The sequence below is a fragment of the Microcoleus vaginatus PCC 9802 genome, from assembly GCA_022701275.1.
Taxonomy (GTDB): domain Bacteria; phylum Cyanobacteriota; class Cyanobacteriia; order Cyanobacteriales; family Microcoleaceae; genus Microcoleus; species Microcoleus vaginatus_A.
Genome location: CP031740.1, coordinates 5,263,802 through 5,289,012, shown reverse-complemented (window position 1 = coordinate 5,289,012; position 25,211 = coordinate 5,263,802). Strand labels below are relative to the sequence as shown.

General features: G+C 46.6%; 17 protein-coding genes and 1 tRNA gene. 12 read left to right on the top strand and 6 right to left on the bottom strand.

What is annotated here, in order from left to right; translation table 11 throughout:
• The first annotated feature begins 50 nt into the window (after positions 1 to 50).
• The 8 genes from D0A34_21730 (at position 51) to D0A34_21695 (ending at position 9,724) form a co-directional block, all read left to right on the top strand.
• Positions 51 to 713, top strand: coding sequence for a class I SAM-dependent methyltransferase (locus tag D0A34_21730; protein UNU22407.1), 663 nt, complete (start codon positions 51 to 53; stop codon positions 711 to 713).
• Positions 714 to 870: 157 nt separating this feature from the next.
• Positions 871 to 2,316: a hypothetical protein gene (locus D0A34_21725; GenBank protein ID UNU21112.1), complete on the top strand. Its 1,446-nt coding sequence runs from the start codon at positions 871 to 873 to the stop codon at positions 2,314 to 2,316.
• Positions 2,317 to 2,340: 24 nt separating this feature from the next.
• Positions 2,341 to 3,051, top strand: a complete 711-nt coding sequence (locus tag D0A34_21720; GenBank protein UNU21111.1) for a D-alanyl-D-alanine dipeptidase — start codon at positions 2,341 to 2,343, stop codon at positions 3,049 to 3,051.
• 284 nt (positions 3,052 to 3,335) lie between these two features.
• Positions 3,336 to 4,409: a glucose-1-phosphate thymidylyltransferase gene (locus D0A34_21715; protein ID UNU21110.1), complete on the top strand. Its 1,074-nt coding sequence runs from the start codon at positions 3,336 to 3,338 to the stop codon at positions 4,407 to 4,409.
• Between the two features lie 229 nt (positions 4,410 to 4,638).
• Entirely contained in the window at positions 4,639 to 5,172 is a 534-nt protein-coding gene (locus tag D0A34_21710; GenBank protein UNU21109.1) for a hypothetical protein, read from the top strand.
• 10 nt (positions 5,173 to 5,182) lie between these two features.
• On the top strand, positions 5,183 to 7,312 hold the full coding sequence (locus D0A34_21705; GenBank protein ID UNU21108.1) for a glycosyltransferase: 2,130 nt from the start codon (positions 5,183 to 5,185) through the stop codon (positions 7,310 to 7,312).
• Between the two features lie 164 nt (positions 7,313 to 7,476).
• Entirely contained in the window at positions 7,477 to 8,547 is a 1,071-nt protein-coding gene (locus tag D0A34_21700; GenBank protein ID UNU21107.1) for a glycosyltransferase family 1 protein, read from the top strand.
• 94 nt (positions 8,548 to 8,641) lie between these two features.
• Entirely contained in the window at positions 8,642 to 9,724 is a 1,083-nt protein-coding gene (locus tag D0A34_21695) for a glycosyltransferase family 1 protein (protein UNU21106.1), read from the top strand.
• A gap of 240 nt (positions 9,725 to 9,964) precedes the next feature.
• On the opposite strand, the gene petG is transcribed toward D0A34_21695, so the two are convergent.
• Positions 9,965 to 10,084 carry a cytochrome b6-f complex subunit PetG gene (gene petG, locus D0A34_21690; GenBank protein UNU21105.1) on the bottom strand — a complete coding sequence of 40 codons (120 nt, stop codon included), beginning with the start codon at positions 10,082 to 10,084 and terminating at the stop codon, positions 9,965 to 9,967.
• 180 nt (positions 10,085 to 10,264) lie between these two features.
• On the opposite strand from petG, the gene D0A34_21685 reads away from it, so the two are divergent.
• A complete protein-coding gene (locus tag D0A34_21685; protein ID UNU21104.1) occupies positions 10,265 to 10,645 on the top strand; it encodes a cytochrome c in 381 nt (126 codons plus the stop codon).
• 145 nt (positions 10,646 to 10,790) lie between these two features.
• On the opposite strand, the gene D0A34_21680 is transcribed toward D0A34_21685, so the two are convergent.
• The 5 genes from D0A34_21680 to D0A34_21660 form a co-directional block, all read right to left on the bottom strand.
• A complete protein-coding gene (locus tag D0A34_21680) occupies positions 10,791 to 16,133 on the bottom strand; it encodes a DUF4347 domain-containing protein (protein ID UNU21103.1) in 5,343 nt (1,780 codons plus the stop codon).
• 702 nt (positions 16,134 to 16,835) lie between these two features.
• Positions 16,836 to 17,195, bottom strand: coding sequence for an ABC transporter (locus D0A34_21675; GenBank protein UNU21102.1), 360 nt, complete (start codon positions 17,193 to 17,195; stop codon positions 16,836 to 16,838).
• Positions 17,196 to 17,354: 159 nt separating this feature from the next.
• Positions 17,355 to 18,233, bottom strand: a complete 879-nt coding sequence (gene cysW, locus D0A34_21670; GenBank protein ID UNU21101.1) for a sulfate ABC transporter permease subunit CysW — start codon at positions 18,231 to 18,233, stop codon at positions 17,355 to 17,357.
• On the bottom strand, positions 18,223 to 19,083 hold the full coding sequence (gene cysT, locus D0A34_21665; protein ID UNU21100.1) for a sulfate ABC transporter permease subunit CysT: 861 nt from the start codon (positions 19,081 to 19,083) through the stop codon (positions 18,223 to 18,225). The genes cysW and cysT overlap by 11 nt, the downstream gene beginning before the upstream one ends.
• 89 nt (positions 19,084 to 19,172) lie before the next feature.
• Positions 19,173 to 20,318 (bottom strand): sulfate ABC transporter substrate-binding protein, encoded by a 1,146-nt coding sequence (locus D0A34_21660; protein UNU21099.1) that lies wholly within the window; start codon positions 20,316 to 20,318, stop codon positions 19,173 to 19,175.
• Between the two features lie 369 nt (positions 20,319 to 20,687).
• Between D0A34_21660 and D0A34_21655 the strand changes: the two genes are divergently transcribed.
• The 3 genes from D0A34_21655 (at position 20,688) to D0A34_21645 (ending at position 25,191) form a co-directional block, all read left to right on the top strand.
• Complete coding sequence (locus tag D0A34_21655; protein ID UNU21098.1) at positions 20,688 to 22,847, top strand: serine/threonine protein kinase; 2,160 nt, start codon at positions 20,688 to 20,690, stop codon at positions 22,845 to 22,847.
• A gap of 125 nt (positions 22,848 to 22,972) precedes the next feature.
• A tRNA-Thr gene (locus D0A34_21650) sits at positions 22,973 to 23,045 on the top strand.
• 877 nt (positions 23,046 to 23,922) lie between these two features.
• The gene (locus tag D0A34_21645) at positions 23,923 to 25,191 is read left to right on the top strand and encodes an IS701 family transposase (GenBank protein UNU21097.1); all 1,269 of its coding nucleotides are present in this window, start codon (positions 23,923 to 23,925) and stop codon (positions 25,189 to 25,191) included.
• Positions 25,192 to 25,211 lie beyond the last annotated feature (20 nt).

The window sequence follows — 25,211 nt, the reverse complement described above, 5'->3', positions numbered from 1 at the left end:
CTTATTGTTCTTACACTAGAAAGAGTAAATCTAGTTTGCGATCAGAATTTATGTTGCTTCCAGCCGACCAACGCACCAAGTTAGACGACACCGACGACAATTTGTTCTATTCCGCTCCCCGGTTTGTGACTCACGTAGACGATGGATTCATTGAGCAACTCACCGGGTTATATCGGGAACGGCTGAAACCGAATACTCGGATTTTTGATATGATGAGCAGTTGGGTTTCTCACTTGCCCGACGAGATGCAATTTGCCCATGTCGAAGGGCACGGCATGAATGAAGAGGAGTTGGCAAAAAATCGCAGGCTGAATCATTATTTCGTGCAAAATTTGAACGCAAATCCCAAATTGCCACTCCCGGATGCAGAATTTGACGCGGTTGTCAACTGCGTTTCGGTACAGTATTTGCAGCACCCCGATGCGGTTTTTGCCGAGATTCACCGGATTTTGAAGCCGGGGGGCATAGCAATTATGAGTTTTTCCAACCGGATGTTTTATCAAAAGGCGATCGCGGCTTGGCGGGAAGGTTCCGAGGGCGATCGGGTAGAATTAGTCAAGGGTTACTTTGATTCTGTCAAAGGAGCGAATATACCCGGATTTAGCAAGCCGGAAGTAATTGTTCGTAAGCCTAACTTGCCGAGTTTTATGCAAATGCTGCGAATAGCAAGTGGCGATCCGTTTTATGCGGTAGTTGCCCATCGCCAAAGTTAGTAATAGGAGGTTGAGGTTTCGCTGTCGATAGACCCCAACCCAACTGTGAATAGGGCAAGCATCTTGCCTGCCCTACAAAACGTAAACTATCTTGACATTTTGTGGTTGCCGCCAGGGGGTCGCGTCACTCTTATATATATTCAACCTCATAAAAGCGATGCAATTTTTAGAACGATTAAAGCCGATGCAACGCGACAAGAATGTCAGAGTTTTTTTAATGTATTTTCTTTTGCTGGTTCTGCTGACGAAAGCCGATATCCAATCTGTTGCTGATGCTTCTAGAATAGCCACTATTAAATCTTTGGTGGAATATCAAACTTTTACGCTGGATAACTCTCAATTGGGAGACTCCAAATTATTTACCATCGACAAGTATTTTTACAACAACCACTTCTATTCGGATAAACCGCCGCTGCCAGCACTTATGGGAGCGGCAGTTTATTTTTTATTAAGAAACCTCTGCGGTATTGATTTGTCGAATAATTTGGGATTAACTTATTATGTCGTGACCTTGACAACTGTAGGAATCCTATCTTGTATAGGTTTAGTTTATTTTCACAAAATTTTGATAGAAATATTGGACATAGAGGAAGGGTGGGCGAATTTAACAACATTTTTGGCTGCAACGGGAACTTTGATTTTGCCTTATTCACTGACTTTTAACAATCATAGCCTCGCTGCCGTATGTCTGATAGTCAGTTTATATTACTTATTAAAATTTGAAATTAACGACATCCGAAATGTTATCCTTTGCGGTATTTTGGTATCAATGGCGGGGAATATTGACATCACGTGCTTTTTATTTATTCCTTTTTATCTAGTTTTTTTTACAACCAAATCAATCAAGGCTGCTTCTGTATTTCTCCTATCATGTATTCCTTTATTAGTAACTTATTTGGGCTTAAATATATATCTTTCTGGCAGTATTGTTCCGCCCGCAATGAATGCCGCGCTGTGGGAGTACCCGGGATCTCTTTTTAGCAAGGAAAATCTGTCAGGATTGGCGACACAGAAGAGCTTTTTAGGGACGCTGAAATATGCCTTTACCTTGTTTTTAGGCAATCGAGGATTGTTCTCGCATACTCCTCTTTTGGGATTCTCAGTTATTGGTGTTATGGCAGTTTTGAGACAAGGAAGATTGCCGTATAAAACTCCCTACCTGTACGGTATTCTGGCGTCTGTAGCTTTCATGCTAATCTATACCTTCCGCACAGTTGGATATGGCGGCTATTCCTACGGCGTCAGGTGGTTTGTCGCTCCTATGTTTATATTGTGCTTGCCCTTAAGTCACCTTATAAACCAAGTTAGAAGCTCGCGGTTGCTGAAAAAGTTTTTTGTAGTTATTGCCTGTATGTCAATCGCAATTTCTCTTGTGGGGACTTACAATCCCTATCCCAACGATTCTACCGGGAAAGTACGCCTTTGGGACGGTTATGTTTCGGGATATACGTTTCTGATTAATGCCAATAACATCGCCAATCACTCCTCAGTTATGTATAAATTAAGCTTAACCGTCAGCGGTGTCGCCATATATTTTATGTTGCACCAGTTATTGAAAAAATTAAAGCAGACTCCCAACATCCCTCGCGAGAATGCAGTGTAATGAAGTAAGGCAATCTATCTAATTATGAAAGCATATCAGCAAATAGTAATCGACGAATGCGGCGAACCTTTAGTCCCTATTCCACCAGAACATTTTGCCTTTGAAATTCCGCACCCTTATCAAAAGTTGGGTGCTCCCTATCACAACAGCAAAGCAGATTCACCTTACTATTTGCGACAAGGAGTGGTAGATAGTTTAATCGCCGCTCAAACTGAGCTACAGCAAAATTATCAAAATTGGAAAATTCTGATATTTGACGCTTATCGACCCGTGGAGGTCCAGCAATTTATGGTGGATTATACTTTCAATCAAATTGCCCTAGCTCAAGGCTGCGAATTTCCGGTTTCCGAAGACAAACGCCAAGTGATTATAGAACACGTATATCAATTTTGGGCAGTACCGAGCCTCGATCGCGCGACGCCTCCTCCTCACAGTACAGGTGCTGCTTTAGATATAACTTTAGTCGAGGAAAATAATCGGCGAATTGATATGGGTTCTCCGATTGATGAAATATCAGAACGTTCTTATCCCGATTATTTTGCTAACAGCAATCACCCACAAGAACAGCAACATCACCGTCACAGGCAAATCTTAAAAAATGCGATGATAAATGCGGGTTTTCAGCAGCATCCTAACGAATGGTGGCATTTTTCTCTGGGGGATCAGATGTGGGCTTGGTTGACAAATCAAAACAATAGTGGTGGTCAATTGATGGCGCGATATGGCCGCTATTAAAAGGGTACGCCATTAAATCGCGACTGGCGCACTCACAACCTTAAGTAAGGGTTTTTTTGACAAAAAACCTCAGCTTTTAACTGCTTCCTGTGGCAATAAACCTGGTTTCTGACACTCTATGCGTCCTGCAGTATAAAAGTATGAGCAAAATAAATTAATTGTGTCAGGATACACGGTAACTATTGCCAGCGGGGTAGCGGTGGTTTAAAATCAACGAGAGCGAACAAGTGCAGGCAAATCGAGCCAGCACCGCAAACCCTAAAGGATAACTCAGAGTTCACCCAATGAAAGCACTCATCCTCTCTGGCGGCAAAGGAACACGCTTGCGTCCCCTCACCTATACGGGTGCTAAGCAGTTGGTTCCTGTAGCAAATAAGCCGATACTGTGGTACGGAATTGAAGGAATTGTGGCGGCTGGGATTACGGATATTGGGATTATTATTAGTCCTGAAACCGGAGAAGAGGTGAAGACGAAAACAGGAGATGGATCTCGCTTCGGGGCAAAAATTACTTATATTTTGCAAGAAAAGCCGGCGGGACTCGCTCATGCGGTAAAAGTGGCCAGACCATTTTTGGGCGATTCTCCGTTTATTATGTATTTAGGAGATAACTTAATTGAAAATCAGCTAGATCCCTTTTTAGAGATTTTTAACAAGCAAAAACTAGACGCTCTGATTTTGCTGCGTCCAGTTCCCAATCCCTCTGCTTTCGGTGTGGCAAAAGTTGATGAGAAAGGAAGAGTTTTGGAGTTAGTAGAAAAACCACAAGTCCCCCCATCGAATTTAGCACTGGTGGGGATTTACTTTTTTGCTCCTACTATTCACGAGGCGATAGATCAAATTCAACCCTCGGCCCGTGGCGAACTGGAAATTACAGACGCTATTCAACAGCTTATGAATCAGGAAAAACAGGTAGAAGCCTGCAATTTAGAGGGTTGGTGGCTGGATACGGGGAAAAAAGACGATTTGCTGAGTGCAAACCAAATCATTTTAGATAGCCGTATCGTAGCTTCAACTGAATTAAAAGTAGACCCCAAAAGTCAAATTATCGGGCGAGTGCAAATAGGGGAAGGAACGGAGGTAATTAATTCTACAGTTCGCGGGCCAGTGGTCATTGGGGAAAATTGCCGCATTGAAAATTGTTTTATCGGGCCTTACAGCAGTATTGCCGATCGCGTGACGATGATTGATGCTGATATCGAACACAGTGTAATATTGCAAGGGGCGAAAATAGTTGGCATTCACCAACGAATTGTTGACAGCGTGATCGGGCAGCGAGCTCAACTAACCAATGCGCCGGCTCGTCCAAAAGCTCTGCGGTTTCTGATTGGTGATGACAGTCAAATTGAGTTAGCTTAAATTGAGATATTGCCAATATCGGAAGCAATAATCCTGATTTAACAAGAGATGAATTTTCTTGTGGGGTGGGCATCCTGCCCGCCCTTGAAGAGGCAAGCTCCCTGTTCACCATTACTTACAATTATTCACACAGCAAAGATGCCTGTTCACAATTACTTACAATGATTGAAGCAGCAAAGATGCCTGTTCCATAATAAGTGATAGTAAGTTATCTAAAGGAGAGGAAAGTTTGCAGTACGAAGAAATACCAACTCAACAGATAATACATAAATTGCGACAAACTTTGGAGCCGCGAATTGGTATTGCTGAGCCGCCCCTGTTGGGAACAGAAAATAGTGCGATCGCCCAAAATGAAGATGACGAAGACATCGCCCTTTTAAAGGCGGGTTTCGACATTTATAACATCCCCATTACCTCTTACCAAAGGCGCCTGGGTTCCGCAGTCATTGCCGTTAGGAAAATAGTCCGAAAATTGCTCAGACCCGTACTCGAACGTCAAGTTATTTACAATTTTGCTAATACCCGCGTAGTTCAAACACTGAGCATTCAATTGCAAAAATTGCAAGAAAATCAACAAACTCTAGAGAAAAAAATTCAATTGGAATTCAGCAGCGGATTTCCCGAAGTTACAGCACAGCTTGAGACTCAACAAAATGCGATCGCAGCTTTTCAGTCTGAAATAGAGCATATTAAAGCAGTGCAGCAGCAACATACTGCTATTTTAGAGAAGATTACCGCTGAATTGCTCGATCGACAAAAATAAAGCATCAAAGATGACCACACTGCCCATATGTTCGTTAATTATAGTCAACTATAACGGTCTGCGCCACACGAAAGATTGCTTAAAATCTCTACAAAAACTTGCGTATCCCGAATCGCAACTCGATTTAATTGTAATTGATAATTGTTCTCAAGACGATTCCGTTACTTCCCTGCGCGAACTATTTCCAAAAGTTCGGATTTTGGTTAACTCCGCCAACAACTTTGCTAAAGCCCTCAATCTCGGCATCAGCGAAGCAAAAGGGCAATATATCGGCTTTCTAAATAACGATGCTACCCTTGACAGTCGCTGGTTAGAGATTCTTGTAAAACGGCTAGAAACTAATAAAGAAGTAGGTGCGACTAGCGGCAAATTGCTGTTTAAAGACGGGCGGATTAACAGCGCTGGCATTCAGCAATTACCTAATTTTTATTGGCAAGATGTCGGCTTTGGCGAAAAAGATGCGGGACAGTACGATACAGAAGAGGAAGTCGAAGGGCTTTGTTGGGCGGCGGTGCTTTTCCGCAGGAAATGTCTCGAAGATGTGGGGGCGATAGATGAAGATTTTGTGATGTATTTTGAAGATGTAGAGTTTGCCAAACGCTGTCATAAACGCGGTTGGAAAATGCTTTATACTCCCGCAGCAATCGCGCATCACGAGTATCGGGGTTCGAGTAAAGGAAGCAAACTCACCGAGTATTTCTGCAACCGAAATCGGTTTTTGTATTTGGCGAAACACGAACCTTTACAATTAGTCAAAGCAATTCACACTTCGGATTTTTTTACTAATAAGCAGTACGATTTGCTGTTCGATAGTTTATTTGTAGCGATTAAAAAACTTCTAGATTATCAGAAACCAGAAATCATTGAAACTGTATTGCCACAGTTGTCGGAAAAGTTGGCGGTAATTTACAGTCGGATTAAGATCGATCGCATTTTATCTCGGTTACAGGTCGTTCGGGGCGACCGCAAAATGTCGATCGCCATTTACGATCACGGACTGCATTTTATTGGTGGCGGTCAAAAATACGTCGCTACCATCGCCTCGCTGCTACAAAATGAATTTGACATTACTTTTATCGCCAACAAACCAGTTGCTGTTTCCGACTTAGAATCGTGGTACGGACTCAACCTTTCAGGATGCAAAATTAAAATTCTTCCCTTGGCGTTTTACGAGAAACGCGGAATGCAGTGCATCGATTCCAGCATCATCGTGGAAGATATGGAAAATCCCTTTGATGAAATTGCCAGAGAAAGCAAAAACTACGATATTTTTATCAACGCAAACCAACTTGAAAAAGTCAAGCCCCTGTCGCCGATCTCAATATTTTTCTGCCACTTTCCCAATACCTTCCGCAACCGTCATTTTGCTGTCGATGACTACACTTTCATTATTGCCAACAGTCAATTTACTGTTAAGTGGTTGGAGAAACGCTGGAACCTACAGCCAACTTTTATGCTTTATCCGCCCGTGGAAATAGCAACAGTTAAAGTGCCGAAAGAAAAAATAATTTTGGCTGTGGGACAGTTTGAAGCTGGGGGAACAAAAAAGCAAATTGAACTAATTAAAGCTTTCCGCAGTTTGCTAGGAGATTATCCCGAAGAATTTCAAGGATGGCGGCTCATTTTAGCCGGAAGTAGCATTCCGAAAAATCCTTATTTAAAGACGGTTCAGAATTTATTGAAGCAAGATTCAAGGGCGATCGAGTTAAAAGTCAATGCTGACTTTGATGAGGTAAAATCACTTTATGCTAAAGCGAGCATATTTTGGCACGGCTGCGGTTTGGGTGAAGTCAATCCTCAAAGATTTGAGCATTTCGGGATGGCGACTGTGGAAGCAATGCAAAACAGTTGTGCTCCGATTGTTTTCAACGGCGGCGGCCAACCGGAAATTGTCGAACATGGGCGATCGGGCTTTTTGTTCAATACCGTTGAGGAACTGTGCCAGCATTCACATCAACTAATTGTTAATCCCGATTTGCTAGCAGAATTTCAAGCTGGTGCACAGCAGCGCAGTCAGAACTTTAGACGGGCACGTTTCGATAAAAAAGTCAATAGTTTTTTTGAGATTCTTCACCAAGAGTATGCTACAATTCGGCTGCCCAATCCTGCCGATATAGCTCAAATGCTCGATCGAACTTAAAGGCTAATTAAATAGTCCACCAGGGCTTAAAACCCCTAGCCAAAAGCTAAAGTCCTCTTGCATAGGACTAATATCAAAGTCGATTTTATTACCGTTTTCTTCAGTCCGCGCAGGCGGACTTTGTATGTGTAGTTGCGACTGCCAGTCGCCGGATATCTAAAATCATGTCTAATTCACTGTTAATCAATTTGTCCTTCTTAACACCCGAACCAACCGGAATCGGGACTTACGCCGCTAATCTTTTCCCGCAACTGCAACAGCTAGAACCAACATTACTCGCTTCCCAGCAAATTGAAAATTATACTTGCTATCACATCCCCGAAACTCTGACACCGAATCGCGGCCCGAAAGGACAAATTAACAGGCTGCTGTGGACTCAGTTTGAGTTACCAACAATTTACCAAAAATTGCAGTCCACCCTGATGTTTTCCCCAATTCCCGAAGCACCTTTGTATTCCGGCTGCCGCTACATCGTCACAGTTCACGATTTAATTCCTTTGCGATTTCCTCGACGGTTTTCTCGTTTAACAGCTTATTTCCGCTACTACATACCGCAGGTTTTGCGGCAAGCAGAACACATTATTTGCGATTCTCAAGCAACGGCAATCGATGTTGCTAAATTTTTCCAGATTCCGGGTCATAAAATGACCGCAATTCCCCTAGCTTGCGATAATATTAATTTTAGATATCTCGACTTGCCCACCAAAAATTATTTTCTTTATACGGGCAGACACGATCCTTACAAAAACTTAGAAAGATTAATTGCTGCATTTGCGAGTTTGCCCGATCGCGCAAATTACGAATTGTGGCTAGCAGGGCCTCCCAATGCCTACACGCCACAGTTGACAGCACAAGTTGAAGAATTAGGTTTACAATCTTTGGTAAAATTTCTCGGTTACGTTCCCTATTCTCAATTGCCCATACTGATGAATCAGGCGATCGCCCTAGTTTTCCCTACACTTTGGGAAGGATTCGGCTTACCAATTTTAGAAGCAATGGCTTGCGGCACACCCGTCATCACATCCAACTTGTCATCGATGCCAGAAGTAGCCGGAGATGCCGGATTATTAGTCAATCCTTACAGCGTCGGAGAAATAGCCGAAGCCATGCAAACAGTAGCCACAGATTCAAAAGTGCGATCGAATTTAAAAACTGCTAGTTTAGCCAGATCATCTCAATTTAGCTGGGACAAAACCGGCACAGCAACCGCCAACATCTTACAACAATATCTTTAAATCTTCCCTCTCTTCCTGTCTCCTCTCTGCGTCCTCTGCGCCCTCTGCGGTTAAATAAAATCCCACCAAAAAACCGCAATCTATATATTATCCCATGCCCCATCCCCAATCTAACTTACTAATCAACCTCTCCTTCCTAATTTCCAAACCAACCGGCTTAGCCATCTACGCCAAAAACCTATTTCCCCACCTAAAATTCCTCAATCCAACATTACTAACAGCAGAAAACTTTTCCAATAGCAACTGCTACCAAATCCCCGCCAATCTAACACCAGAACAAGGAACTAAAGGACACATCAACCGATTGTTGTGGACACAAACCCAACTACCAAAAATTTATAAACAGCTAAAATCTAACCTGTTATTTTCCCCAATTCCCGAAGCTCCTTTATTTGCAGGTTGCCGCTATATCATTACAGTACATGACTTAATAGCGCTGCGATTTCCCCGTCGCTTTGATCCTCTGACACCTTACCACCGCTACTACATCCCCCAAGTGCTGCGACAGGCTCAACACGTCATTTGCGACTCTGAATCAACTGCCAAAGATATCGCTAATTTTTGCAAGATTCCTACTAATTTAATTACGCCAATTTTTCCCGGATACGATACCAATTTATTCCGTTTTTTAGACTTGCCAACAAGCAATTATTTTCTTTATATCGGCCGCCACAATCCGTATAAAAACGTGCAGCGAGTTGTAGCAGCCTTTGCTGCTTGGCGTGATAATTCCGAATACGAATTGTGGATAGCAGGTTCGGAAGACAAACGCTATACGCCGCTGCTGAAGGCGCAGGTTCAAGAATTGGGATTGTTCGATCGAGTAAAATTCTTAGATTACATTCCCGCGACTGACTTGCCCAAAGTCATCAACCAAGCGATCGCGCTGGTTTTCCCCAGTCTTTGGGAAGGATTCGGCCTCCCCGTGCTTGAAGCAATGGGCTGCGGCACTCCTGTCATCACCTCTAACCTGTCTTCAATGCCGGAAGTGGCGGGGGGTGCAGCCTTATTAGTCAACCCCTACAGCGTCGAGGAAATTGCCTCTGCTATGCACCAGCTTGCAGTCGATGCCAAAGTTCGATCGCACTTGCGGGAGCTCGGTTTAGCCAGAGCAAAACAATTTAGCTGGGAAAAAACAGGGCTGCAAACTGCTGCTATTCTCGATCGATATCTTTAACGAAGGAAGAAGGAAGAGGGAAGAGGGAAGAAGGAAGAGGGAAGAAGGAAGAAGGAAGAGGGAAGAGGGAAGAAGGAAGAGGGAAGAAGGAAGAGGGAAGAAGGAAGAAGGAAGAAGGAAGAGGGAAGAAGGAAGAGGGAAGAAGGAAGAAGTCAGTAGGTAGATTAATGCCCCATGCCCCATGCCCAATTCCCAATTCCCCCTCCCTCTGACAGCCTGAGTGAGGGACTGTAGCCCCTTTTACTTATTGATACCCAACTGATCGCCGCGCTTGTACTGCTGATAAGCAGCAAAAAACAGCCCCGCCAGAGTAACAAAGATTAGACCCAGAACAATACCTGAAAGTAGCGGTTCTACCATGAGAGCTCCTTAACGTTAAGATTTAACAACCTATTTTTAATATTACCAGCACTTATACAGATGAATTTTCCCAAAAGCAGCCTTCCGTGGGTCTCAGAGCTTGCTCTCCCCGCTGCGAACGATTAAGCTATGTTATGAGAAATAAATTTTCTTGTAGATACTATTTTTAATTGAACTCCTTTGAATAACCAACTTGCCAGGAATGAAATTAAAAACCCGATCGAGCGACTTGCCATATTTGCGCTAGCGGTGTTGGTTGCCATCATGTTGGCGAGTATGACAATTCGTCAGTTTCAAGTCGCCGATCCTTACGTCAAAAGCGTACTATCCCTGACGGGCAACCCGTTTCAGGGTTCCGCCATCTTTCAAATGAACTGTGCGGGGTGTCACACCTCCGTTTCAGACACTCAAGTCGGGCCCAACTTGCACGGAGTGTCCGAGCGCAAATCCGAATTCGATCTGATCCGGCAAGTCACCAGCGGGCAAACCCCACCAATGCCGCAGTTTCAACCGAGTCCCCAAGAAATGGCCGACTTGCTGAAGTATCTCGAACAAATTTGACCAAAGAAGGGGAACGGAATTCGTTCCCCTTCTTTAGCAGAGCCTCTAAACATCGGTTTAGAGGCTCTGCTTTCGGGTAGTCCCTCTCTGTTGGGACGACAGGCAAGTGTAGGATCGGTTGCAACTGCCGAGTTTGCTCTGCTGACTAAACCAGCAAGCTAAAACTCTGAGCCGATAACTGGCTCGGCTGCACGCCCGTCACTATAGCCAAAATCTGGTCGCTGTTAGCAAGCCCGATCGCCGTCGAGCCATTAGTTTCGGTCAATAACAGTTGATTGAAGTCCAAGCCTCCCACCAACTCGATCGAATCAACTCCTGCGGTGAAGTTGATAATGGTGTCAATTCCTCCGCTCGCTGACAAGACAAAGCCATTGCTGCCAATGCCGCCGACGAGGGTATCGCTGCCAAGGCCGCCAAAGAGCAAGTTATCGCTGGTGCCACCAAAGAGCAAATCATCACCGCTGCCGCCAATTAAGGTATTGTTACCGTCATCGCCACAGAGAGTGTCATTGCCTTGATCGCCAATTAGCACGTCATCGCCAGCGCCTCCCAAAATTACGTCATCGGCTTTGCCGCCGTACAATACGTCATTGCCTTCGTCACCAGAGAGAGAGTCGTTGCCACGATTGCCATAAATCGTATCGTTACCGCGATCGCCAAAAATCAGGTCAAACCCTTTGCCACCGAAGAGAGTATCGCTATCGATGCCTCCGTAGACAGTATCGTTGGCCATATTGCCATTGATGTAGTCGCCGCCCCCTCGACCAAAGATCAAATCGTTGCCGCTCAACCCCAAGATAGAGTCATTGCCGACACTACCCACGATCGTATCGTCGCCGTTAGGGCCGTTGATGACATTACCCGCTGAAGGAGTGCCGGGCTCATTGGGAGTAGCGATCCTGGGGAAGTTCTCAGGGCAAACCAAATCTGTCGGTACAGGTGCAGGTGTCGGCGTCGGTACAGGTGCAGGTGTCGGCGTCGGTACAGGCGCAGGAGTCGGCGTCGGTACAGGCGCCGGAGTCGGTACAGGTGCAGGCGCCGGAGTCGGTACAGGTGCAGGCGCCGGAGTCGGTACAGGTGCAGGAGTCGGTGTGGGTGCAGGCGATGTCGGCGGTGTGGGTGCAGGTGTCGGCGTCGGTGTCGGTGTCGGTGTCGGCGTCGGGAAGTTCCCGAAGTTGATGCCGCTGACAATAGCACCCGAAGTTAGGGTGATATCCGCGGGTTCGGGTGTGCTTTGGGTGAACCCAGTTTGGTTGACTTCCCGGACGCGGTAGGTTCCCGGCGTTAGGTTCGCGAACAGGTAGTTGCCGCTGTTGTCTGTGGTAGTAGTAACAGGAGCAGGAGCAGTTCCAGCTACGACATTGGTTAACTGAATTTGGAAATTGGGTAAACCCGCTTCTCCAGCATCCTGAGTGCCATTGTTGTTGGTGTCTTGGAACTTCAGACCTCGGATCGCGCCGGGTTGGGGCAGGAAGTTGCCGAAGTCAATGCCCGTGATGTTATCTGAGGGATTAACCGTAACGGGGGCGGGGTTGGGGGTCGTCTGCGTCCAGCCGTTTTGCTGGACTTCCCTTACCTGGTAAGTACCTGCGGGTATATCTCGGAGAGTGTAGTTGCCCGCTGCATCGGTGATGGTAGTCGGTTCGCCCTGCTGAAACAATCCATCCGGATTGATACTGTCGAGGAATATTTGCCAGTTACCTAGCCCCAATTCTCCGGCATCCTTAACGCCGTTGCTGTTGAGGTCATTGAATTTTTGACCGCTGATAGTGCTCGACTGGAAGTTGCCGAAGTTGATATTAGCGATGTCTTGACCGCTGGTGACAGTGATGTCGTCCGGGTCGGGGGTAGTTTGCGTCCAAGTAGGTTGCAACACTTCCCGCACCTTGTAGGTTCCTGCTGACACATCGAGGAATTGGTAGTTGCCGGCGGCATCGGTAAGGGTGTTGGGTTCCCCGGTGTCGAGAGTGCCGTTATCGTTGGTATCGAGGAAGAATTGCCAGTTGGCCAGCCCTAGTTCCCCGGTATCTTGTACCCGGTTGTTGTTGAGGTCATTGAACTTCAGACCGCTGATGCTATTGGGCCTGAAGTTGCCGAAGTTGTTGTTTTGAGAATCGGTACCGCTAGTGACGCCGATCGTAAACGCGCCGGAAAGAGTAGGCGTGGCTGCGTTGACGGGGGGCAGAGTTTGCGTCCAGCCTGTTTGTGGCACTTCCCGCACTGTATAAGTGCCGGCTGGCAGGTTGGTGAACTGGTAGTTACCGGCGACATCGGTGACGGCGGCGTTGGTGCCTGTTTCGGCTGCTACTTGGTCTTGGACGCCGTTGTTGTTGGCATCCAGGTAGATTGTCCAGCCTCCTAGGGGTTGTTCTGCTGGCAAATCTTGGGTGCCATTTTTGTTGAGGTCATTAAATTTGATCCCGCTGATTTTGCCCAACTGGAGGTTGCCGAAGTCTTGAGCCGTAATGTTTGTGCCGCTGACCGGGTTAATTGTATAAAAAGCCGGGCCGGCGGTTTGTGAGAAACCAGTTGGCACATCTTCTCTCACAAAGTGCCTACCGGAGCCGACGTTGGCAAAGCTATACGTCCCAGCAGCCGCTGGCGCTGTCCCGGTAACTTGAGAGGCGATTTCCGCGTCGCCTGTATCTAAAGTGCTGTTATTGTTAGTATCTTTGAACAAGCGAACGGTGGTGCCGTTGAGCGGCGTGTCATCAGCAGAGAAGCCGTTGCCTGTGAGGTCGGTGAATTTGGTGCCGCTGACGGTGATGTTTTGGAAAACGCCGAAGTTTTGGGCGGTGACGGGAGTACCGCTTTGGGCGCTAACGAGAATTGCGGCAGCGGGGAAAGAGATGCTGGAGTTGGCTGGGGCCGTGGCTTGTATCAGGTAATTGCCAGGGCCGATATCCGCGAATGTGTAATCTCCGGCTCCTGCAGTGGTTTGTGCAGTGCCGACAACAGTATCTGTGCCGACTTCTAGCGTACCGTTGGCGTTGGTGTCTTTGTAGAGGTTGACCGTGACGCCGTTTAATACGGTGTCGTCGGGCGTGAAGCCGTTGCCCGCGAGATCGGTGTAGGTTTTGCCTGCGATCGATGTTTTCTGGAAATTACCGAAGTTGGCACCCGTGACATTAACAATACCCGTATTTGCCGGAGTCGGGCCGAGGGTCTGCACCCAAGCAGTCGCAGGCGTTCCAGCGGGGGGCGCTTCTGTAATCGGAGTATCGGTTTTTACGTCGCGGAGGATGTAAGTGCCGTCGGCTGCGGTAGTAGTGCTCTTCGTGCCTACAGAAATCACCCAGCCCGGAAGACCTGGTTCAGTCGCCGCGGCACCTTGCAGGCTATCCCCGTTAAGGTCGTTGAATTTAATCCCTGTGACGATCGGGCCGTACTCGTAGGCGCCGATATCAACAGCAGTGCCGATCGTCCGAGGAAAGCCAGCACCCCGCTGGTCAGTCGCGCCCGCAGCCGCAGCCGCGGCGGCATCCCCAGCATCGATCGCCGGATTAGGAGTCGCAGTGCTGTCAGCCAAAGCATAAGTCACGGGAACGCCTGTAGCCTGGTTCAATCCTGGGGTAGGGGCGATGACATTTGCTAGAGGAACGGTCAGTTGCTGGGCGACAGGTAAATTGCTGCCAGCAACATTCCCGATCAAATTGTTGATACTGGTGGCGGTGAATGTCCCAAACACATCAGGACTTGCGCCGCCAACATTACCTGCGACGATCGAGTTTAGGACATTCACAGTACCGCCGTTAGTAGCAATACCCCCGCCCACAGCAAGAGCAGGGGCAGTTGCAGTCGCAGTGTTAGCAGTGATCGTGTTGTTAGTAAGAGTTGCAGTAGCGCCGCTGTTGACAAAAATCGCGGCCCCGGCACCCTGTCCCGGTGTCGCCCCCGCACCGCCAGCAGCGCCTCCCGTTGCTGTGTTGCTGAACAAAGTGCTGTTGTTCAGGGTCAAACTACCACTATTAACAAAAATTGCGCCTCCCAAACCAGCACCGCCGCCGCCACCGGTTGGGCTGCCCGCGCCGCCCGGGGTAAAAGCTCCGACAGTCGTGCTGGCTCCGCCTGCGGTACCGAAGCCGCCGCCGCCTCCGAAGCCCCCGACACCGCCGTTGCCGCCAACACCGCCACCGCCGCCGCCTCCTCCTCCTCCGAAGCCGCCAGCGCCGCCAATGCCCCCAGGGCCGGCTGCACCTACTGTGCCAGTGCCGGCGACGCCACCAGCGCCGCCAGCGCCGCCGCCTCCTCCTCCTCCTCCGAAGCCGCCCGTACCGCCAGCGCCGCCAGCGCCACCGGGGCCGCCGTTAGTCCCGCCGGTACCTGCGCCGCCCGTACCGCCAGCGCCGCCGGGGCCGCCGTTAAGACCGGTACCTGGCAATCCGCCACTGCCCGCGCCGCCGTTGCCGCCCGTACCGCCGGGGCCGCCCTCACCGCCGATGCTTGGCAACCCGGTGAGGCCAGTTTGACCGCCGCCACCTGCGGAAACGAAGGGAAACAGGCCTGCAAAATCGGTGTTGCCGCCCGGGCCTGCGACTGCGGGAGCGACGGGGGGCGCGCTGCCCGCGCCGCCCGTAGCGCTGTTGCCAGTAAAGGTCACGCTGTTAACTGTGACAGTGCCGCTGTTGATAAATAGTGCGCCGCCCATGCCGGCTGCACCACCGCCGCCACCTGTGCCTGCAGCGCCTGTAGATATGCCGCCGGTAATTGTCAGGTTGGAAAATGTGACTGGCGTAGCGGCGCTGTCGATGAAGAAGCCCCGGTTATTGCCTAGATTTAGGGCAAAACCGCCGCCGGTAAAGGTGATGGGGGTGGAAATCCTGGGCAGAACCTGTCCGGGTCCGAAGGTGATGTTGCCCGTGATGGCAATCGTGTCTGCATTGGGCAAAGCGTTAGCGAGAGTTATCGCATCTCGCAGTTCGTCAAATGTAGCGACTAAAACTGCGCTGTAAGCTTCCCTCGCCTCAGCCGAAAATGCCAAAGGTGTTTCTATGTTTCCCGTAGTCACTTCCAGCACCCAGTCTCCACCCAGTGCCGCACTGCCGGTCAAGTTGTCGGAAGCGGCAATATTTGCCCCCGTGAGCTGACTCAGCCTTTGGACGAAGGCGACACCTGCTTCTGTGGCGGCGACGTTGCAACCGTAAAGCAGAATTTCTGGTTTAGCTGTAATTGAAGAGTTCGACTTTGCTTCGACTGCTGGTAAAGCAAACCATTTTTCTAAATAATTGCGGTAGCTTTCAATGTTGCTGAGATTTAGTTCTGTCGCTCCCAGTTGCAAGCTGGCTGCAGCCCCGTGAGACAAAATGTGGACGGCTGCAATGTTTTGCCGCTGTTTAAGTGTTTCGGCGATTTGCTCGATGCCGTCGCGATCGGCTTTCAGAATAACAATTTCTGTATCGAGATTGACCGTTTCTGTTAAAGTTTCGCAATCTTTAACTTGTGAATCTGCAAAAACTATCTGGTGTTTCGGTTCTTTATAGAGTTCCACGTTTAAATTCTCCTGGTACACGCACACATCAAATTCATATCACAAACCAACCGCAGCAGCGATCGAGCTTTTTCCGGTGAATGCGGATGAGAGTCGTTGGCGAAGCCCTCGAAGAGGATCGCCCCTAACTTTCACCTAAATTGAATATTGACAAAAAAGTTTTTTTATGCACCCCTGCCCTAACTGAGTTAGTTTGATGGTTGAGAAGTTTTAATGGGGGATATTGTTCCGGCTGTTTCCCAAAAAGTTGGACGAAACTTGCGCGCTGTTGTATGCTCTACCCGAGATGGATAAATTACCAAATTTTATAAAAATTGTCAATCCTATAATTAACCGATGGCGATCGATATTTGTGAGTCAAGAGTTATCAATCACGGTTATTAACTGTAAGCTGATATTATTTGGTAGTTGTTGGCTGCTGAATGATATGTATGTGCGATCCTCTTCTGCAAGCTTCGCTAACGAACAACCGCAATCAAATTGCTTGGTAGTAAGGAATACAAGTCCTCTGAGTTTTATGAGGACTTGCATTCCTCAGTAGAAGCGTGATAACGGTAATTTTACAGGAATAGATATGCGGACTCATGACTAACATTCCTGGGGGCTATTAGACTCAATAAACCGACTAGAATAAATAAAATTCTGCGTGTCAGTCTAGAATATTAACTCCTCTTCCAGGTTGGTGCGTCCAAGACTCACTAATTACCAAGTTTCTTCATCAGGATTATTGGAATTGCTCCAGATTTCCACATCTAAATCATTGAGGTAAATCAGAGCCGTTTCAATCTGTTTACTTGTACCGTTAAGTTCCAAGTCAAACCAACCGTCATCTAAAGTTTTGACACCCAACAAAGCGGCATTAAAATTCACCGTCAAACCGTATTCAGAAATCAGGTTAGAGATTACAGGTTCCTGATGGTACTGTTTAGGAACACGAATGCGAATGCGGGTTTGAGTTGGTCTGCTGTCACCACTATCAGATTGGGGAATATCTGATTCTTGGGTTCTGTGAAAATTGCCGCTCGCCTCAAATTCAGATTCGCTAGTATTGTGAGCTAACATTTGGGCCTCCTAATGTTTGTTTCAGTTTACATTTTGCACCAATATCTTGTATGTAGAGTGCGGATATGCGAGATTTTCGAGCTTCCCAGCAGATTGTCGATAGCCACGCACCCTACTAAGGAATAACAACTGCGTACCCTACAGCCTAATGACTGATGATTATTCTTCAACCTCCTTAATGCTAGTTTTTCGTTCCAAAATCTCCTTAAGCACGAGGGTAACAACTCCTAAAAAACCTAGAATTACCGCCGCTGAAAATGCGGCTTGTGTCGCGTACTGCTTGTAAGCATCCTCTACAAACAAAGGCAAAGTTTGGGTTTTCTTAGCAATATTTCCCGACACTACAGAGACGGCTCCAAATTCTCCCATTGCTCTAGCATTGGTCAAAATAACTCCGTAAAGCAATCCCCAGCGAATACTGGGAAGGGTGACATTCCAGAAAATTTGCCAGTCATTTGCTCCCAAAGTTTTAGCCGCCTCTTCTTGATCTGTACCCACTTCTTCCAAAACAGGAATTACTTCGCGGGCCACAAAAGGCAAGGTAACAAAAGCAGTAGCCAGCACCATTCCAGGGAAGGCAAAAATAACCTTGATATTGGCCGCCTCCAGCCACGGCCCGAACCATCCCACCCGACCGTAAAGCAGTACAATCATTAAACCTGCAACTACGGGAGATATGGCAAATGGCACATCTAAAATGCTGATTAATAGCGTGCGCCCGGGAAATTTATTGCGGCCAATTACCCAGGCGGCACACAAACCGAAGACTGTATTTACAGGCACAACTATCAGAGAAATTATCAGGGTAAGTTGGGCTGCATGCAGAAAATCGGGCGAGGTTAAGTTAGAAAAAAATGGCTCAAATCCTTTTCGGAAAGCTTGGTAAAAAACGTTGACCATCGGGATAAATAAGACGAGAGCAAGATAGCCGCTTGCAATTCCGATTAAAGTGGGTTTTACCCAGGCTTTCTCCTGACTCCGACTAGAACCCGCAGGCGGAAAATTGTAATCAGCGGGTGAATTGATATTAGCCGTCATAGCGTCTTCTCCATGCTTGTAATAGATTAATTGCGAACAGCATTGCCAGGGAAATACCTAACAGGATAGTGCCGATAACTGTTGCTCCTGCATAGTCGTACTGTTCTAATCTTTGAAAAATTAATACTGGCGCGATTAAATCTTTGAAGGGTATGTTAGAAGCTACAATTACAGTAGAGCCATACTCGCCAACCGCTCGCGAAAACCCGAGGGCAACTCCGGTTAAAATAGACGGGAACAGTGGCGGTAAAACTACTCGCCAGAAGGTTTGAAATTGAGAAGCACCCAAGCACCAAGCTGCTTCTTCGATGTCTTTTTCCATTTCGTTTAAAACTGGCTGTACAGTCCGCACGATAAAGGGCAAGGAAATAAAGATCATGGCTATTCCTACGCCCAAGCGAGTAAATGAAATCTTGATTCCCAAGGGTGCAAACAGCCCGCCGATCCAGCCGTTATCGCTGTAAACTGTGGCGAGGGTTAAACCGGCGACGGAGGTGGGCAGTGCAAAAGGTAAATCGACTGCTGCATCGACAACCCGTTTTAAGGGAAAGTCGTAGCGGACTAATACCCAGGCAATTAATGTGCCGAATACTCCGTTAATTAATGCCGCCATTAAGGCCGTAAAGAAGGTGACATCGTAGGCGGAAAGGGCGATCGGACTGGTGGCAATTGCCCAAAATTCGGCGGGGTTTACTGTGCTGGCTTTCAGCAGCATTGCTGCAACGGGGAGCAATAGCATTAAGCTGAGGTAGCCTAGGGTGATTCCCCAAGGTAATGTGATTTTGCCGATCGCCCTTTTGATATTTTCGATGGGAGATTCAGGGTTGCTGGTTGGAGATGATACAGCCATAAGTGAATAGTTTGGATTTGCCAAGAATAGTGAATCTTTTAGATCCCCGACAACTTCGAGGAAGTCGGGGATCTGAGCCTTATGTTTTTTTACTGTTTAATTGAACCTTGGATTTTGTCAAAAACAGCTCCGTCATCGAAGAATTTCTGCTGAATATCTCCCCAACCTCCTAAGTCTTGAGCTGTAAATAGGGTTTTGATGGGGGCATATTTTTTGACAAATTCTGGTTCCGCGGCTACTGTCGCATCTACTGGGCGGAAGCCTACTTTGGCAAATTCTCGCTGAGCTTCTGGGGTGTAGAGAAACTTGACAAATGCTTCGGCGACTTCGCGAGTACCGTGTTTATCAACGTTTTTATCGACGATGGCAATGGGATTGTCGATCGAAACATTGACTTCGGGAATAGTATAAGTCGGTTTTTCGCCTTTCTCACCTGCCAGAAGAATCTCGTTTTCGTAGTTAATTAAGGCGTCGCCTTGCCCTTGTTTGAAAAATACATCAGTGGCTTCGCGGGCATCTTTAGTCAGAATGGGGACGTTTTTGTAGACTTTGCTAGTAAAGTCTAATGCTTTGGTTTCGTCTCCTCCGGTTTTAAGAACGGAGCCCCAAAGTGCGAGGAAATTCCAACGGGCAACGCCTGATGTTTTGGGATCGGCAGTAATCACTTTTACTCCGTCTTTGCTTAAATCTTCCCAGGTGTTGATGCCTTTGGGATTGCCTTCGCGGGTAACTATTGCTCCTACGGATTTACTGACTATGCCTTCGTTGGGGACTTCTTTTTCCCACCCAGGTTGAATTAGTCCGGCTTTTTCGATTTTTGCGGTGTCGAGGGCGAGGGCTAGGTGTACGATGTCTGCTTCTAAACCGTCAATTACGGCCCGAGTTTGGGAACCGGAACCGCCGTAGCTTTGGTTGAAGGTGACGGTTTGGCCTTTTTCTTTTTGCCATTGTTCTATGAATTTGGGAATTATGGCTTCGTGGGCGGCTTTGGTGACGGCGAAGGATACTAGGGTTAATTCTACGTTGCCTTTGTTCGCTGCTGGGCTAGCACCGCCTGGAGTGGCTGCGGGATTGTTGGTGGTTCCCTGGCTGCAGGATGCAACGGCAAGACTTAAAGTTATTCCCACTAAAAATAGCGACACAAATCTTTTGAGCGCCTTAAATGATTGGTTTGTGCTCGCTGGTGGCTGTTGGGGCCAGTGAAAATGTTGATTTAGGCGTTGCCACGGACTCATTATATTTGTTCCTCTAGTGAAAGTACGGTTATTAGGTCGGAATACCGTAATTATGGTTGTGAAGTACGATTATAGACAAGAGCGAGTCAAATGGCAACAAAAAAAACAAATTGGGGGAACTCAGGGTCGATCGCATATCCTGAAGTCTTTTCCGTCGGTGCTTTGGATTCAGATTCGGGGTAAAATGTAAAGTGTAGAAATAAATATTATTATTGAGTTAAGGTGCTCAACTTGCGCGGCTGCACGATACGCCCTACGATTACCATCGGCCGATCGCTCAAATGTAATAGCCCTGCCAAGAGTCCCCGCCCCAGCGAGATATGCCTGACTCGCGCGATCGCCCTTAACTAAGAAAAAGTTTTAACTGGTATGTCCTTACCCCGCCCCGTGTCAGACACCCTAATTGAACTGTTGAAGCCTGTAGCCTCTGAATTGGGAGAAAGATTGGGAGCAAGCGCTGTCAACGATCGCTATGCAGAAATTGAGCCGTCTGGTTCTTCAGCTTTGAACCAGCAAATCAAAAAAGACCCCCGCTGGATTAAAGCACAAGTGAAATATTTGCAGCGGCAGCAGGCGAGAGAACAAGAATTAATCGAGCTCGCCGGCGCAGAAGAAGAATGGGTAAAGGAAGAACGCGCTAATCGAATCAAGGCAGAAGAAGTGAGAGATAAGCGGGCAATTAGCCGGCTTTGCCGCGAGTTAATGCGGGAGTTTCAATCAGAAGCAATTCGAGTTAAGTTGAGCGAAATTCAAACTATTTGGGACCGGGACAACTGGTTTTCTAATTTGAGCCGGCAGGAAACTGAACAGATTTTGCAGCAGCAGCAGCACCGATTGCTGCTGTTAGTTGCTCCCGCAAAAATTAGCGAAGATTGCCCGGATTCATTTCGCCACAATCTGAATATCGAGCTGCCGGCTAAGTTGAGAGCTTTTTTGAACCAGCACTACCCCCAGCACGGAGATTTGTGCCCGGTTCAGTTTTACGGAGACTATTTCAAAAAATCGATTTCTGATATTGATGTGGAGCGGTTGCAGAGTGTTTTGTCTCCCGTACCGACCGCTATACTGTACAGCGATATCAGCGATTATGAAGTTAATTTTCATGTCGGTTTTTGGGGAATCATCAATCAGAGCGTTTCTCTAGTGGCGATGCAGCCTTGGAATTGGGAAGAGGTTTATCATCAGTTGGAGGCGGAGGGGAAAGATGAAAAGCTGAGCCTGCGGATTATTCGGCAAATAATTGTGACTATTCATAAGTTATTGGCGGCTTTTTTAGCTGATTTGTATTATTTAAATATCGATTTTACTCACGAACCTCAGCTATTTAAATTAGAGGCGGAATTTGCTCAGGAATGGTTTTCTAAAGATTGGGCCCTACCGTATATTGATACTCTTAAAGAAATTCAAGAACAGCAGCGAATAACCTATAAGGGAGAGATGCGGCGGCTGGCTTTGCGAGAGGCGAAAGCTAAGGCCGAACGCAAGCGTTTGGAGGAGGCTGAGATCAAACGCAGAGAGGAAGCTGAGGCGGCATCTGTGCGGGCGAAGGAATTAGCTCACAAATTTAAAAATCTGAAATGGCGGTGCGTATACACGGTGCCTGGACATTCATCGTTTGTGAATTCTCTGGCGATTAGTCCTGACGGCAAAATTATGGCTAGCGGCAGTTGGGATAAAACTATTAAGATTTGGAATTTAGAAACAGCGGAATTAATTGGCACTCTGACGGGACATTCCGATCGCGTAAATTCGGTTGCTATTAGCTCTGATGGAAAAATGTTGGTCAGCGGCAGTTCGGACGAAACAATTAAGTTTTGGAATTTGCACAACGGTGATTTGCTGTGTACTTTTCCGGGACATTCTATGGAGGTGAATTCGGTGGCGATTAACCCGAAGCGCCAGGTAATTGCTAGCTGCGGCGGGGCTGATAATACGATTAAGCTGTGGAATTTGCGGAGTGGTGAGTTGCTGCGGACTTTGAGGGGTCATTCTGACAATGTGAATGCGGTGGTTTTTAGCCCGGACGGTAAAATATTGGCGAGTGGCAGTTCGGATGCGACGAGCAAGGTTTGGGATGTGGAAAGCGGCAAGTTGCTGCGGACTCTTTCGGGGTTGAATGTTGGGGTGAATTCTGTGGCGATCGCGCCGGACGGTCAGATTCTCGCTAGCGTCAGCAATGATTATACTATTAAGCTGCGGAATTTGCACACGGGCAGTTTGTTGCGGATTTTAAATTCTAATTCGACCAAAGGAAAGGGTGTAGCGAATTTAGGAATGAATGAGGCGCTGCATATTTTGCAGAATTATGTGAGTCGGGGCGATTCGGTTGCTATCAGTGGGGACGGTTTGACTTTGGCTAGCGGCTGCGATGATAATACGATTAATATTTGGAATTTGCGGACGGGGGAGCTGTTGAGCGCTCTTAAGGGACATTCGGGTACGGTGTATTCGGTGGCGATCGCACCTTCGGGCAATTTGCTCGCCAGCGGGAGTGCGGATCAGACGATTAAGATTTGGCGGTGCGATTAGTTAATTGGCAGTGGGGAGACAATTTCGGTTTTGCCCTTACGGGGAGGGGTTTTGAGCGAATTTGAAAAAAAAATGGCTGGGGGGGTTGCGCTAATGACTATAAGTTTGCTATATTAAGTTTCACTGCTGGTGTAACTCAGTTGGTAGAGTAGCTGATTTGTAATCAGCCTGTCGCAGGTTCAAATCCTGTCACCAGCTTTATAGCTCAAACCAGGGTTAGATAAAACTTCTAGCCTTCTGGTCATTTCTAGGTATGAAGTGGGTCTAGAACAACAATACCCGTTTCATACCCAACTAAGCTCTTAAAGCTCGGCTTTATAAGTAAATCAAAATTATTTAGATAGAAAGATAATTACTGCCTAATAATTCTACTTGCCTAGACCCTAAGCTGTCACATCTCACTCTACCCCTCTTAAATCGAGTTTTAAGGCTCATCTACACAATAAATGTAATTCATACCCATACGTGCCTTATCGCTCCCTGTAGCTCCATCTAGAGGCATATAATATGATTTGTTTTAGTTATAGAACCTTAAGTTTGCATTGAAATAAATTATGTAATAGAAGCACATAAGGAAAGCGGGTTACTCTAACCTCAACCATTTAGCTATCGCCTCTACTCTGTTCCTATAGATTCTCATATTTCTTATATACTTTCCTATATCACTTTTTAGATATAATGTCCTATCTTAGTAGTGTATAAAAAGTGTGAAGTAAAACTAAGCTAGATAGGATTTAAAACTGCTTGGCTATCTAGTAGGGTACATAGCTGTTTTATGTCTTTATAAGAGTCTCTATGCTGGCATTTTTTACGGGTTTGAATATTTTCTCTCCAGCTTTGTTCTTTCCAGATAGGAGCATATGGAAAAATAATTCTAGAAATAAGTAGGAATTGAGAACAGAACTAAGACGGGGAAATAATGCTGACATTACTTTTTAATTCAAAAGTAATAAGTAACTGTCCACTTTACACAAACTCTTAATTTAAAGGAGTGACTAACGGGACTTAAACAAAAAAATTGTGCTAAAAATAGTATAATGTAGTCAGGTTAAGCTTTTTACGTCAAAAACGCGCAATGAAAGAAACAACTCCTAGCGCCATGCCACCATGCTTCGATCGATGGTGTCGTCGTTTTGACGATGTTTTTAGCCATCAAGCCCAAAAAACAGGGTTTAAGCACTATTTAGGGGGATTATTGGGAGAAAGTGAGCGAAAAAACCTGACTCAGATGTCAAGAGACTGTATAGGAGTTACATACAACCGATTGCATCATTTTTTGACAGAAGCTCCTTGGAATGCCCAGCAAGTTAACCAACGACGGTTGCAGGTGATGCAGCAGTGTAGGCAGACTCATATCAGCAGAGGGTTTACTCTGATAATAGATGATTCCGGTCACAGAAAAAGTGGCAATTTAACAGCAGGAGTTGGTCGGCAATATATTGGAGAAATCGGAAAAACAGATAATGGTGTAGTAGTGGTAACTACACACTTATATGATGGAGTGAAAAGCCTACCACTTGATGTTGAATTATATCAACACGCTCATTCGTTACCTCAAGGAAAAGAAAATCCAGAATTTATTAAAAAACCCGATATAGCCATCAAACTAATTGACAAATGCTTAGAAAGGAAAGAGCGACCAGCAGTAGTTTTAATCGATGCAGGCTATGGGAATAATAGTAGATTTTTGCAGGAGTTAGAGAAAAGGAAGTTAACCTATGTAGGAGGATTAGCCAAAAATCGAAAAGTAGTCTGTCAAATAGAACCCGAGCGACAACCCGAAGAACTCAAACTCTCAGAATTAGCAAAACGTTTACCAGCAGAGGCTTTAAGTGCTATTACACTAAATCGGGAAAAGCCCAGAACTGTGTGGGTAGCAACTATCACAGTAGAATTCTCAACCATGTCCGGGCCAAAAACAGTCGCTATCGTCATGAATGCTCCGACTTGTTCTACCGCCACAGAAGTTGATTATTTAGTGACTAACGCTGCCAGTGAGCGGGCAACAGCATCATGGATAGTAACAACTTACTCCCAACGTAATTGGGTAGAAGTGTTTTACCGTGAAGCTAAAGGATGGCTAGGGTTAAAAGAATATCAAATCCGAGGAAAGAGAAGCCTTTATCGACATTTAATATTAGTATTTTGTGCTTATACTTTTATCATTTGGCATCAGTTAACAGGAGGATTGCGTCGGCAGTGGGCTAACCAACCTTTAACAACATTTACTGAAGCTTTGTCAGCTTTTAGAACAGCTATATCTTACAGGTTTTTTGGCTGGTTGCAAGAAAACAGGGACCTATTTACTTTATATAAAGCCAGTTTGGGCTTTGTTTGGGCTTAAAACTTGTTTAAGTCCCACTA